This window comes from Clostridium sp., assembly GCF_026168755.1.
Classification (GTDB): domain Bacteria; phylum Bacillota; class Clostridia; order Clostridiales; family Clostridiaceae; genus Clostridium.
Window position 1 is genome coordinate 22,138 of the sequence record NZ_JAPFDR010000013.1, and the last position, 13,922, is coordinate 36,059.

The following is a 13,922-nucleotide window of genomic DNA, read 5'->3' on the forward strand; positions in this document are numbered from 1 at the left end:
TATGAGAGTTGCAATTTATCCAGGTAGCTTTGATCCTATTACTAATGGACATTTAGATATAATTACAAGAGGGTCAAAGATTTTTGATAAGCTTATAGTTGGTGTTTTAGTAAATATTGATAAGGTAGGATTATTTTCTATTGAAGAGAGAGTAGAGCTTATAAAAAGAGTGACATCCCATTTAGAAAATGTTGAGGTTGTGAGTTTTAATGGGCTTTTGGTAGAATTGGCTAAAAGAAATAATGCAAAAGTCATATTAAAAGGGTTAAGGGCTGTATCAGACTTTGAGTATGAGTTTCAAATGGCATTAATGAATTCACAGTTAGACTCAGAGGTTGAGACCTTATTTATGACTACATCAGCAGCTAATTCTTTTTTAAGTTCTTCGTCAGTTAAGCAAGTTGCTAAATTTGGAGGAGATATTAAAGGATTAGTTCCAGATGAAATAATTGATGATGTTATTAAAAAGATTAAGTGATAAAACATAGGAGAGGATATTTTGGAAAAAGTAGAATTGAATGTTATTGAATTGTTAGAGTATCTGCAAGATATGGTGGAAAGTTCGCCTAAAATGCCTATAACAGGAAAGACAATTATTGATAAGAAAGAATTTAATGAAGTGATAGATCAAATAATTAATTATTTGCCAGATCAGTTTAAAAAAGCGCAATGGGTTGTTAATGAAAAAGATAGAATTCTTAAAGAAGCTCAAAGGGAATTTGATAATGCTAAAAAAGAAACAGTTGAGATAATGAAACAAAATGTTGAAACTCATGATCTTGTTAGAGAAGCTAAAATGAGAGCAAGTGAAATAATAGCTCTAGCACAAAGAGATGCTAAAGCTATTAGAATAGGTTCTAGAGAATATTCAAATGAAATTTTAATGCAGTTAGATGTTGAAATAGAAAAACAAAAAGCTCAATTAATTAAATCTATGCAAGAGTCTTTTGAAAAAGTAGCAAAAGAAATAGATGATAATTTAACTCAAACAGGAACAATAATTAAAGAAAATATAGCTGAGCTAAGAACGATGTAATTTTTTTAATAATAAAATTATTAAAGTTCCTATTAGTAAAAGTGATAGAGATAATGAAATTATTATTGAAATATTGTAATTATCAATAGTAGTAGTGGATGTATAAGCTGTATATTGTAGTGAGAAAACACTGCTTAGGATAAAAGTTATTATGAAGCTTATTACTCCTTGGATAAACTTTATAAAGCTATATTTTGCTATAGAAATATCATATTTATAGACAAATGAGCTTATTTGTGCTATTACTGATAACCCAGAAAAAGAACAAATAAAGCTTATTATAGCTAATTTAAATGGTAGTGTTAGAGGTAAAGTAGTTATAAGTTTGCAACCATTAGTAAATTCAACACTGCCTAAAAAGAGTCCGTAAATTGAATATTTAGGAAGATTTAAAAATTCTTCTATGTTATAAAAAACAATGCTTATATAAGTATTGTTTTTTATTATGCTTATAATTATGGAAAATAAAACTACAAAAGCACCTACTTGTAAAGTGGTGTTAATTCCATTATCTAAAGCTGATTTTAAAGCAGAACCAAAGTTCGTATTGATATTATTTTTAGGTAATTCTTTCAAAGTTGAGGAAGTTTTACTATTATTCATTGTTAAAATACCTACAATAATTGAAGATAAATAATTACCAATAAGTAAAATAAAACCTAATCTTATATCACCTAACATTGTAGCTCCAATTGATCCTATTATAAACATAGGACTAGCATTACTAGCTATATTTAAAAGTCTTTCAAACTCTCTTCTATTTATGTATCCTAGGGAGTAAAGATCACAACAATATTTACAACCAAGAGGATAACCACTTAAAAAGCTAGCTACTATAGGGAATGAAGAGGATTTTGAAAGCTTAAGAGGTTTACAAAGAATTGGACCTAATATTTTTGAGTATAAGCCAACTCCATCGTAAGAAATTAAAAGATTACATATTACCGAAAATGGAAAAATCGTTGGAATAATTGTCTTTACAACTAGGTTTACTCCAATTAGTGCAGCATCTATACAATTTTCTAGATTATATACAAAAATAAAAATAAATCCAGTTATTAAAATGCATATAAAATAATTTTGGTTTTTGTTGAAAAGTTTAAATAATATTAACAGTAGAAAAAATATGATTATTAATAAAAAAATAATACTATACATGGTAGTCCCTCCCATCTATAGTATTTATATGCGGTATACATAAGGTATTATTAATATTTTATTATTGGGCTTATAATATAATCGCTATTAGGATCTATTTTATTATTTAAGTTTGAGTAAGCTGCTGTAGCTTGTATATCAAGTTTTAATAAAGGGTTATCGATAAAACGAGGTACCTTAGTAATAAGAGGAATAGAAGAGTTTGCCTTTATTAATGAAAGAACCTCTCTACCTGTTTTATTGAATCCTAAAACTCTTGCGTAAAGGTTATTTTGATCACTTATATTTAAAAAATTATTAGAATCAAGACCAATATATATATGAGTTAGAATTCTTGAAATTTTACTGTATGTATATCGCTTGCTTTTTACTTTTAAAATAAAATCCTCATAAGAATTTGATGAAGATATTTCTTTTATTAATTTATTTTCTATGCCTTCTATTATCTCGTAAAGATTGTTAAAATTTATACAGTTTGTTTGGATTTTATATTTAATAAATTTAAACATATCTTCATCAAAGACAAAAGGATAATTTTTATCTTGCAATTTACTAAATATTTCAAAAGATTCTTCTGGAATTATATTTTTTAATTTTTCTAAAGAATTTTTATTTTTTAATAATTCTCTAATTGATGTAGCAGATGAAAAAGAATTAGAAATATTTTTATCGTTGTAATTAGAGCCTTCTCGTTTAAGGGTAGAAGGAGTAATGTTGCTGTCTAATCTAAGAATAGACTTTATGTATTCAATACCTAAAATATTATTTGATGAAGTTATTATTTTGTTTATATCCTCATCTTTTAAGTATTCAATTAAGCTTTTTTCACGAGCTTTTGCAAATGTATCCCCCTTAGCTAAATGTTCTTTTATAAGAGATTTTAATTTTGAATCTTCATTGACTAAAGCCTTAGAAATTGTAGTTAATTTATCTACATTTCCACACTCTGAACCAAAAAATAAGTTGTTTACTACACCAAGGTGATGAAGTATTGATACAGCGCCTTTTGCGAAAAATTCAGCAGATGAAACTGCGTAGTATGTTGGAAGTTCTATAATTAAATCAACTCCATTATTTAAAGCCATTTCAGTTCTTTGCCATTTATCAATTATTGCAGGACCACCTCTTTGAACAAAGTTACCACTCATTACACAAATAATAGCATCAGCATTAGTGTTTTTCTTAGCTTCACTTAAATGATAAAGGTGTCCATTGTGAAATGGATTATATTCAGTAATTATTCCTGTTACATTCATATTTAAACTCCTTTTTGGGAAATATAAAAATATTATAGCATAGAGGAGGAAATGTAAAAGAGTTTATATAATATTTATATTATATAACATGAAATATACAGTAAAATTCAGAAAATTTATAATATAAAGAATTAATTTTTTTGATAATTTAGGTATTGAAAAATATATAGTCATAGGAGTATAGTAATAGTGAAGATGAGACCGTACAGAATCGAAAGGGGAAATTAAATATGGAACTTATGGATAAATTATGGAATGCGGCTAAGGAAAATAAGCAAAGAATAGTTTTACCTGAAGGTGATGAAGAAAGAACTATCATTGCTACTGAAAAAATTCAAAAGTTAGGATTAGCTTTTCCAATCCTAGTTGGTAACGAAGAAAAAATATTAGAAAAAGCTAAAGAACTTGGAGTTGATTTAACTGGTGTTGAAATAATCAATCCAGACAAATCAGATAGACTTCAAGATTATATAAATGCATTTTATGAGTCAAGAAAAAGTAAAGGTATGACTTTAGAGAAGGCTGACAAAATCGTTAGAGATCCATTATACTTTGGAACAATGATGGTTAAATTAGATGATGCTGATGGAATGGTATCAGGTGCTGTTCACACAACTGGAGATTTATTAAGACCAGGTTTACAAATTATTAAAACTGCACCAGGAGTATCTGTTGTATCAAGTTTCTTTATAATGATGGTACCAGGATCTAAGTATGGAGAAAATGGAATGTTATTATTCTCAGATTGTGCTGTTAACCCTAATCCGAATTATGAACAATTAGCAGCTATTGCAATTGCAACTGCTGATACAGCGCGTAACCTTTGTAAAGTAGAGCCGAGAGTTGCGATGTTATCATTTTCAACAATGGGAAGCGCTGATCATGAAATGGTTGATAAGGTTAGAAAAGCAACAGAACTTGCAAAAGAATTAAGACCAGACTTATTAATAGATGGTGAATTACAATTAGATGCAGCTATAGTAGAAAGTGTTGCAGCACAAAAAGCACCAAATAGTAAGGTTGCTGGTAAAGCAAATGTATTAATATTCCCAGATTTACAATCAGGTAATATTGGATATAAATTAGTTCAAAGATTTGCAGGAGCAGAGGCTATAGGACCAATGTGTCAAGGTTTTGCAAAACCAATTAATGATTTATCAAGAGGATGTAACTCAGAAGATATTGTTAATGTTGTAGTATTAACTGCAGTGCAAGCACAAGCACAAAATACAAAAAAGTAAAATTAAACAATTTAAGAGGTGTACAAAGATGAAAGTATTAGTTATAAACTGTGGAAGTTCTTCACTTAAGTATCAATTAATCGATATGACAACAGAAGAATCACTAGCACAAGGATTAGTTGAAAGAATAGGAATTGAAGGTTCTGTTTTAACTCAAAAGGTTGAAGGTAGAGATAAATATATAGTAAAACAACCAATGGCAGATCATAAAGATGCAATAAAGTTAGTTTTAGAAGCGTTAGTTGATGAGAAAAACGGTGTTATTTCTTCAATGGATGAAATTTCAGCAGTAGGACATAGAGTTGTACATGGTGGAGAAAAGTACAATAAGTCTGTTATAATTGATGCAGAGGTTAAGTCATATATAGAAGAATGCTTTAAATTAGCTCCACTTCATAACCCAGCAAACATGATAGGAATTAATGCTTGTGAAGAATTAATGCCAAATACTCCAATGGTAGCTGTATTTGATACTGCTTTCCACGGAACTATGCCAGAAGAAGCATATATTTATGCTTTACCATATGAATTATACAAGAAACACGGAATAAGAAAATATGGATTCCATGGAACTTCACATAAGTATGTTTCACAAAAAGTTGCTGAAGTTATGGGAAGAGATATTAAAGATTTAAAGATAATCACTTGTCATTTAGGAAATGGTGCAAGTTTATGTGCTGTTAAAAATGGTGTATCTGTTGATACTTCAATGGGATTCACTCCACTTGAAGGTGTTGCAATGGGAACAAGATGTGGTAACATAGATCCTGCTATAGTTACATTCTTAATGAAAGAAGAAGGATTATCAGTTGATGAAGTTAATGACTTAATGAATAAAAAGTCAGGTGTTCTTGGAATATCAGGAATAAGTTCAGATTTCAGAGATATCGAAGATGGTGCTTTCAAAGATAAGGATCCAAGAGCGATATTAGCACTAAAAGTATTTGAATACAAAGTAAGAGCTACAATCGGATCATATGCTGCTATAATGGGTGGAGTAGATGCTATAGTATTTACTGCTGGTGTAGGAGAAAATGGACCAGAAACTAGAGAAGAGTGCTTAAAAGGATTAGAATTCTTAGGAGTAGAAATAGATAGAGAAGCTAATAATGTTAGAGGTAAGATAAGAGAAATATCTAAGCAAGGATGCAAGGTTAAGGCTTTTGTTATACCAACTAACGAAGAATTAATGATTGCTAGAGATACGTTAGAATTAATCCAAAAGTAATTTATGTAATAAAGCTTGACTTTTAATGTGGACCTTTATATAATAAATTGTGTTTGAATTCAGTAAATTTTAGCGAGGAGTGAAATACTGCTTTAGCTCAAGCTGTACTTAGTGTATAATATACTATGTACATAATAAGCAGTATGCTTAGAATTTAAGATATGGTAATTAATTTTTCAGATTTACTATCTAAAAAGAACAGAAAAAAACAAATATCTTTATCATTCGAGTTAGAACCATTTGAATTCGAAGGAGAAGAAATTAGGGCAGTTGAAAAAGTTTATGTAGAAGGTGTTGCAATATCAGAAAATGATGTCATAGTAATAAATGCTTCTATAAAAACTAAGTTAAAGCTAAATTGTTCTAGATGCTTAGATACCTTTATCTATCCAATAGATATTGATATAGAAGAAAGGTTTACAAACAATAAGGAACTTGACTGTGAGGAAATTATGTTTGTAGATGGTGATACATTAGATATTACCGAGATTATTGAAAATAGTATTATTTCAACCTTACCTATCAAAAGACTTTGCAAGGAAGACTGTAAGGGACTATGTTCTCAGTGCGGTATAAATAAAAATGTTGAAAATTGTAGTTGTTTAGATTATGATGTTGATGTTAGGCTTGCAAAGCTTAGAGAGTTGTTTGGGGAATAAGGAGGTGTAATAATGGGAAATCCAGCTAGAAAGACATATAGAGCAAAAAGAGATTCTAGAAGAGCTCAAACTTTTAAGTTAAGCTTACCAGGAATAGTTGAATGTCCACAATGCCACGAAATGAAGATGGCTCACAGAGTTTGTAAGAACTGTGGATTCTACAAAGGTAAAGAAGTAGTTGCTTCAACTGAAGAATAAAAGAAAGTCTTATGACTTTCTTTTCTTTGTATATAAAGAAATAAGGGGTGAAAGAAATGAGGATTGCTATAGATGGTATGGGTGGAGATAATGCACCACAAGCAGTTATTAATGGGGTAGTGCAAGCTCTTAATGAATTTAATGATTTAGAGTTTTATATAACAGGACCGGAAGAGGTAATAAAAGAGCAATTAAGGAAAGAAAATTATACAGGTGATAAAATAACTATAATAGATGCTAAAGAAGTTATATCAACTAATGAGCATCCAGTTATGGCTATAAGAAAAAAGAAAGATTCAAGCTTGTGTAAAGCTTTAAACCTAGTTAAGGAGAAAAAGTGTGATGCGGTTTTATCTGCTGGGAGCACAGGAGCCTTTTTAGCAGGATGTAATTTTATTATTGGAAGAATTAAAGGGGTTAAGAGACCAGCCTTAACGCCTATTATGCCAGGTAAAAATGCGCCATTTATGATTGTGGATGCAGGGGCTAATGTAGATTGTAAACCAGAGTATTTAGTTCAATTTGCTCATATGGGAAGAGAATATTATAAAGGTGTATTAAATGTAGAAAATCCGAGTATAGGATTGGTCAATATTGGTGCTGAAGAAGAGAAAGGTAATGAATTAACTAAAAATACATACCAATTATTAAAGAATGAAGAAAGACTAAATTTTATAGGTAATGTAGAACCGAGAGATGTTACTTCAGGGGATACTAATGTTCTTGTTTGTGATGGTTTTGCTGGTAACACAATTTTAAAAATGTATGAAGGTACAGCATCTACTCTTTTAAATATAATTAAAGATGAAATGCTTTCTTCTGGTGTTAAGGCAAAGGTTGGAGCCCTTTTATTGAAACCTGTATTTAAAAGTATAAAGAAAAAATTTGATTATAAAGAATATGGTGGAGCACCTTTTTTAGGTGTTGATGGAATTTGTATTAAAGCTCATGGTAGTTCTGATGGAAAGGCCTTTAAAAATGCTATAAGACAAAGTAAACAGTTCTATGATAGCAAAGTTTTAGATAAGATTAAGGAAGAACTAGAACTAAAAGCTTAGTATTTAAAATTACTTGTAATTTTTAATATATTTTATTATACATTAAGTAAAATTAAAATTTTTATTTATTAGTTGTTTTGATAATAAATATAAGTAATGTATATTGACGGCAATCAAAATATATACTATTATCTAAATGGGTGTGTTTAGGAGGTGAAAGAATGTTTGAAAAGATTAGAGAAATCATTGCTGATAAACTAAGCATTAATGAAGACGAAATAACTATGGATTCAGCATTTTTAGAAGACTTAAATGCAGATTCTTTAGATATAGTTGAACTTATAATGGCTTTAGAAGATGAGTTAGATATGGAAATTCCAGACGAAGATGCAGAAAACTTTGTAACTGTTGGTGATGTAGTTAATTTTGTAAAGTCACATGTTGAGGAATAAATAAAATCCCGCAGTATTTGCGGGATTTTATTTATAAATACTTTAATTAAAAATGGGAATAGTTTATTCTTGAATTTGTTTATATAAGCAAGTTGAAGAATAAACTTGAAGGAGTGTAAATAATGAATAATTTCTATCAGAAAGAAGCTGAAGATATAATAGGTATTAAGTTTAATGAGCCTAAATTATTACTTACAGCTTTAACTCATTCATCTTATGCTAACCAACACAGAGATGAAGAGTATAATGAAAGATTTGAATTTTTAGGAGATGCTATTCTTCAAGTATGTATTACTGAATATTTATTTTTAAATTATAAGGAAAAAAGCGAAGGAGAATTAACTAAGATTCGTAGTTTAATTGTTTGTGAAAATTCTTTATATGAAATAGGAAAATCTTTAAACTTAGGTTACTTATTAAGAATGAGTAAAGGTGAAGAATTAACTGGAGGAAGAGAAAGAGTATCTTTAATAGCTGATGCTGTAGAAGCTTTAATAGCTGCTATATATTTAGATAAAGGATTAGAGTTTACAAAAGATTATATTATAGGTAGATTTGAGGACATAATAAAACGTGCAATAAATAATGATATAATATTAGATTATAAAACTAGATTGCAGGAATATCTTCAAAAAAATGGGGAGATATCTATAATTTATGAACTTATTAAGTTTGAAGGACCTCCTCATAGAAGAAAATTCTATACTAAACTTATAATTGATAATAATGAGTTAACTTGTGGAGAAGGTTATAGTAAGAAAGAATCAGAGCAAAATGCAGCAAAAGCAGCTTTAAAAGTTTTGGAGGGAAGGAATGAGTAAGAATTATTATATAATTCCTGTTTTTATTTCTCATCAAGGTTGTCCACATCAATGTGTTTTTTGTAATCAAGATAGAATAGCGGGAAAATATGAAGAAGTATTTGCTAGTGATGTTAGAAAAATTATAGATGAATATTTAGAAACTATAAATAGCAAGGGAGCTACTATAGAAGTATCATTCTTTGGGGGAACATTTACTGCAATTGATGTTAATAAGCAAAAGGAGTTATTAGGCGTTGCTAGAGAATATAAGCAAAAGGGGTTAATACATAAAATAAGACTATCAACACGACCAGACGCTATATTACCTTATATTTTAGGATATTTAAAAGAATATAAAGTTGATATAATAGAGCTTGGAGTTCAATCATTAGATGATGAAGTTTTAAGAAAGGCTGGAAGAGGGCATAGTGTTAATGATGTAATAGTTGCATCTAGGCTTATTAAAGAAGCTGGATTTACTTTAGGTCATCAAATAATGCCAGGATTACCAGGAGATAGTTTTGAGATAGATATAGAGACTACTAAAAAATCCATTAAAATGAAACCAGATATATGTAGAATATATCCATCATTAGTTATTAAGGATACACCTATGGAGGATATGTATAATAGAGGTGATTATGTTCCATATTCTTTAAATGAAGCTGTATATATTAGTGGTGAAATGCTTAAATTATATAATGAAGCTAAAATTAAAGTAATTAGAATTGGATTACAACCTACAGATACTATTACTACAGGAAAGGATATAGTAGATGGACCTTTCCATCCAGCTTTTAGAGAGTTAGTAGAAGGGCACTTAATTTGTGAAACTTTAGATAAAAAATGTCCAAAGGAAAAGGATATTATAATTGAAATTAATGAAAAAGATGTTAGTAAATTATATACTAATAAAAAGCAGTATTTTAAAGCGTTCTTAGCTAATAGAGCCGGTAAGGTATATGTTAATACTAATAATAAGGTGAAAAAGGGAAAAATTAAGCTAACAGTTATTGAGAAGAGAGAAGAATTTAAAATATAATTGTGGCAATTTAAACTATGTTATTTAAAAAAATAAAGATATAGAATTAGGTGACAAGGGGCAAAGGCTATGTATCAAGATAAATAATATTCTTGTTTATTAGCTTTGAATCTTGTCATTGTTTTATTGATATTTCTTTAGCTTTGCTATAAACTAAAAAAAGAATGGAGTGTGAGTTATTATGAAAGCAAAGACAAGAGAAAAGATGATGTATGGAATTACTATTTTTATGCTTATAGTATTTTTAATAAGTTTATTACCAGCTTTTATATAAAAAGATAAGGAGTGTATTTATGTTTTTAAGGTCGCTTGAGATACGTGGATTTAAATCTTTTGCAGATAAGACTGAATTGAGGTTTAAAAAAGGAGTAACTGCAGTTGTTGGACCTAATGGTAGCGGAAAAAGTAACGTTTCTGACTCGGTAAGATGGGTGCTTGGAGAACAAAGCGTCAAAAATCTTAGAGGGGGTAAAATGGAAGATGTTATTTTTGCAGGAACACAATTTAGAAAACCTTTAGGGCTTGCACAAGTATCCCTTACTTTAGATAACTCAGATGGAACATTATCAACAGATTACAATGAGGTAACGGTAACTAGAAGAATATTTAGATCTGGCGAAACAGAGTACTTAATTAATAATCAAAAATGTAGATTAAAGGATATTACTGAATTATTTATGGATACAGGTATAGGTAAGGAAGGATATTCTATAATTGGACAAGGTAAAATTGATGCAATATTAAGTGGTAAGCCAGAGGAAAGAAGAGCTTTATTAGAAGAAGCGGCAGGAATTGTTAAATATAAGTCTAGAAAAGAAGAAGCTGAAAAGAGGTTGGATAATACTGATAGTAATTTAGTTAGAATTAGAGATATAATAGCAACTTATGAAGAGAGACTTGAGCCATTAAGAATAGAAAAAGAAAAGGCAGTAAAATATAAAGCTTTAGCAGAAGAATTAAATGTTAAGGAAATTTCTATATTAGTTAATCATATTGATAGAGTTTCAAGGGATATAGAAGGTTTATCAAATGAAATTGAAAAAAGACAAGAGTCAATAGATGAGAAAAGAGAGAAGCTTAAATCTCATAAAAACGTTCTAGATGAATTACAAAGAAAAATAGAAAATATAGAAAAGAAAAATAAGTTAGAAAAAGAAGAGTATTATACAAAAAAAGAAGAAGCTACTAATCATATAAGAGATATTGAACTTTTTAAAGAAAGAGTTAATAACTTTAAAGAGTTAATTGAGAAAGAAGAAAAGGAAATAGAGATTTTAAGAGATAATTTAGAAAAAGTTATCTTAGAAAAGAAAGATTTAGAAAATCAGTTAAATGAAAAGAGTGAGGAAAGTAAAGATAAAGGCGCTGAAATTAGAAATGTAGAGCAATTAATTGATGAGATAAATATAAAAATTGATAAAATAGAAAAAGAGCTTAATATTTTGAAAAATAATGAATTTGAAATTATATCTAAAAATTCTGATATTAATAATAGAATTCAAACTTTGCAGAAAGAAATAAATGATAAAAATAATATATTAGAAAATTTAGATAAATCAATAGTTACTTTAGAAGGAAACTTAGCTATTAATATAGGTACTATAGATGAAGTTAAGTTAAAACTAATACATACAAAGGATAATATTTCCAAGTTAGAAGAGGAAGTAGTATCAGTAAGGAGAGAATTATCTAAAACACATTCTATTTTAAATAATCAAGATAATAAGCTTAAAATGTTATCAAAAAAAATTAATGAATCAGAGGCTACACATAATACTTTGGAAAATTTGGAAAAGCATTATGAAGGATATAATAGAACTGTCAAGAATTTAATGGACCATGTTGAAAAAGGAAGAGTTCAAGGAATAAAAGATATAAAAGTATTAGGGGAAATTTTTGAAGTTGAAAAGAAATATGAAGTTGCCATTGAAATAGCTTTAGGAGGATCAATATCTAATGTAATAACAGTTAATGATACTGATGCTAAAAATTTAATTTCATACTTAAAAAGTAGAGGGTTAGGTAGAGCTACATTTTTACCTTTAAATATTATTAGAGGGAAGAAGCTAGATGTACCTAATGATATTAAAAGTGCTAATGGTTATATTGGAATTGCTTCAGAGATTTTAAAATATGATGTGAGATATAAATGTGTGATAGAATATAATTTAGGTAGAACTATAATTGCAGAAAATATGGATTGCGCACTTAATATATCAAAAATTGGTAGACATAATTATAAAATAGTAACTTTGACTGGTGAAGTAATTAATCCTGGAGGAGCCTTAACTGGAGGTAGCATCCAAGGTAAAAATGCTAATCTTTTAGGGAGAAAAAGAGAAATTGAAGAATTAGCTCAAAATATACTAAAACTAAAAGAAGAGTATAATAATGAAGTCTCTAAATTTAATGAAATAAAGCTAAAAATAAAGCAATTAGATGAGGAGATATTAAATAAGAGAGAAGAAATTCATGGTAAAAATATAGAGTTAACAGTATTAGAAGGTGAAATAAAAAATCTCGTAAATGATGGAGATAAGTTAAGCAAAAATATTGAAAACTCTAAGAGGCAAAGAGAAGAAAATAACAATATAATTAAATTATTACTAGAAAAATTAGAAAATAAAAAAGAAGAACTTAATAAATTAGATGTTAAAAGTGCAGAGAGAAAAGAAAAAGTTAAATTAATTGAAGAAGAACTTGCTAACAATAATAAAGAAAGAGATTCTTTAAAAGAAAAGTTAGTTAACTTAAAGGTTAATAGTGCAACTTTAGAGGAAAGCCTTCAAGGGCAAAGAATACAATTGTCTTCTAAGAATTTAGAGATAAGGGAAAAAGAAAATAAGATAAAGCATTTACAAAACGAAATTTCTATTAAGCATAATAATATTAATTCTTTATCAGAAAGTATTGGAAATAAAGAAAGTATATTAAGAGAAATAGAAAAAAGAGTTTTAGAGCTAGAAAATTCCTTTAGAGAAGATGAAGTTATTAAGGTTGAACTTAAAGAAAGCCATAAAGCTAAGGAAAGTATAACTAGTGAGATAATAGAAATAATAAGAGTTGAAGAAAATGAGTTAAACAAAAGAGCAATACAACATGCTAAAATAGAAAGTGAGCAAGAAGCTCTTTATAATAGATTAAATAGTGAATTAAATTTAACTCTTGCTGAAGCTAAGGAGATAGCTATTAGTGTTGAAAATATAAATATACTTAAAGATGAAATTTCTATATTAAAATCAAAGATAGCAGCTTTAGGAACTGTAAATTTATCTGCAATAGTAGAGTATGACGAAGTATGTGAAAAATATGAGTTTATGTCATCACAAGAATTAGATTTACAAAAAGCTAAAGAAGAGCTTATTGAAGTTATAAATGAAATGACTGTTCAAATGCAAGAGTTGTTTAAAGAGAATTTTAAAATATTAAATGAAAACTTTGGAGAAACATTTAAAGAGTTGTTTAAGGGCGGAAGTGCAGAGCTTATTTTAGGTGGAGATGATGTTTTAAGTTCTAATATAATAATAAATGTTGAACCGCCAGGTAAGAAGCTTCAAAATATAAACTTAATGTCTGGGGGAGAGAAGGTTTTATCTGCAATTGCCTTATTATTTGCAATATTGAAAATGAAACCAACTCCATTCTGTATACTTGATGAAATAGAGGCGGCACTAGATGATGCTAATGTTTATAGGTATGCAGAGTTTTTAAAGTCTTTCTCAGAAAATATTCAATTTATAGTAATAACACATAGAAAAGGAACAATGGAAGCTAGTGATGTAATGTATGGTATAACCATGGAAGAAAAGGGGATATCTAAAGTAGTATCAGTAGACTTGTCGGAGAATTAG

General features: G+C 28.6%; 13 protein-coding genes. 11 read left to right on the plus strand and 2 right to left on the minus strand.

The window, feature by feature from the left end:
• Position 1: 1 nt before the first annotated feature.
• Together coaD and Q0Y03_RS07015 are read left to right on the plus strand one after the other, a co-directional pair.
• The gene (gene coaD / locus Q0Y03_RS07010; protein WP_297713134.1) at positions 2-478 is read left to right on the plus strand and encodes a pantetheine-phosphate adenylyltransferase; all 477 of its coding nucleotides are present in this window, start codon (positions 2-4) and stop codon (positions 476-478) included.
• Between the two features lie 21 nt (positions 479-499).
• Positions 500-1,036 (plus strand): ATPase, encoded by a 537-nt coding sequence (locus Q0Y03_RS07015; RefSeq protein ID WP_195514764.1) that lies wholly within the window; start codon positions 500-502, stop codon positions 1,034-1,036.
• Here Q0Y03_RS07015 and ylbJ read toward each other — a convergent pair.
• Both ylbJ and Q0Y03_RS07025 read right to left on the minus strand, forming a co-directional pair.
• Positions 1,022-2,194 carry a sporulation integral membrane protein YlbJ gene (ylbJ, locus tag Q0Y03_RS07020; protein WP_297713135.1) on the minus strand — a complete coding sequence of 391 codons (1,173 nt, stop codon included), beginning with the start codon at positions 2,192-2,194 and terminating at the stop codon, positions 1,022-1,024. The genes Q0Y03_RS07015 and ylbJ overlap by 15 nt on opposite strands.
• A gap of 50 nt (positions 2,195-2,244) precedes the next feature.
• On the minus strand, positions 2,245-3,450 hold the full coding sequence (locus Q0Y03_RS07025; RefSeq protein WP_297713136.1) for a nucleotidyltransferase: 1,206 nt from the start codon (positions 3,448-3,450) through the stop codon (positions 2,245-2,247).
• Between the two features lie 230 nt (positions 3,451-3,680).
• Between Q0Y03_RS07025 and pta the strand changes: the two genes are divergently transcribed.
• The 9 genes from pta (at position 3,681) to smc (ending at position 13,922) form a co-directional block, all read left to right on the plus strand.
• The gene (pta, locus tag Q0Y03_RS07030) at positions 3,681-4,691 is read left to right on the plus strand and encodes a phosphate acetyltransferase (RefSeq protein WP_297713137.1); all 1,011 of its coding nucleotides are present in this window, start codon (positions 3,681-3,683) and stop codon (positions 4,689-4,691) included.
• 28 nt (positions 4,692-4,719) lie between these two features.
• On the plus strand, positions 4,720-5,919 hold the full coding sequence (locus Q0Y03_RS07035) for an acetate kinase (protein WP_297713138.1): 1,200 nt from the start codon (positions 4,720-4,722) through the stop codon (positions 5,917-5,919).
• A 161-nt stretch (positions 5,920-6,080) separates the two neighbouring features.
• Positions 6,081-6,578 carry a DUF177 domain-containing protein gene (locus Q0Y03_RS07040; RefSeq protein ID WP_297713139.1) on the plus strand — a complete coding sequence of 166 codons (498 nt, stop codon included), beginning with the start codon at positions 6,081-6,083 and terminating at the stop codon, positions 6,576-6,578.
• Between the two features lie 12 nt (positions 6,579-6,590).
• Entirely contained in the window at positions 6,591-6,776 is a 186-nt protein-coding gene (rpmF, locus tag Q0Y03_RS07045) for a 50S ribosomal protein L32 (RefSeq protein ID WP_005213472.1), read from the plus strand.
• Positions 6,777-6,832: 56 nt separating this feature from the next.
• Positions 6,833-7,834 carry a phosphate acyltransferase PlsX gene (plsX, locus tag Q0Y03_RS07050; RefSeq protein WP_297713140.1) on the plus strand — a complete coding sequence of 334 codons (1,002 nt, stop codon included), beginning with the start codon at positions 6,833-6,835 and terminating at the stop codon, positions 7,832-7,834.
• 161 nt (positions 7,835-7,995) lie between these two features.
• The gene (gene acpP / locus Q0Y03_RS07055) at positions 7,996-8,226 is read left to right on the plus strand and encodes an acyl carrier protein (RefSeq protein ID WP_291678010.1); all 231 of its coding nucleotides are present in this window, start codon (positions 7,996-7,998) and stop codon (positions 8,224-8,226) included.
• Positions 8,227-8,348: 122 nt separating this feature from the next.
• Positions 8,349-9,047 carry a ribonuclease III gene (gene rnc / locus Q0Y03_RS07060; protein WP_297713141.1) on the plus strand — a complete coding sequence of 233 codons (699 nt, stop codon included), beginning with the start codon at positions 8,349-8,351 and terminating at the stop codon, positions 9,045-9,047.
• Positions 9,040-10,071, plus strand: a complete 1,032-nt coding sequence (locus Q0Y03_RS07065) for a radical SAM protein (protein ID WP_297713142.1) — start codon at positions 9,040-9,042, stop codon at positions 10,069-10,071. The genes rnc and Q0Y03_RS07065 overlap by 8 nt, the downstream gene beginning before the upstream one ends.
• A gap of 293 nt (positions 10,072-10,364) precedes the next feature.
• Positions 10,365-13,922 (plus strand): chromosome segregation protein SMC, encoded by a 3,558-nt coding sequence (smc, locus tag Q0Y03_RS07070; protein WP_297713143.1) that lies wholly within the window; start codon positions 10,365-10,367, stop codon positions 13,920-13,922.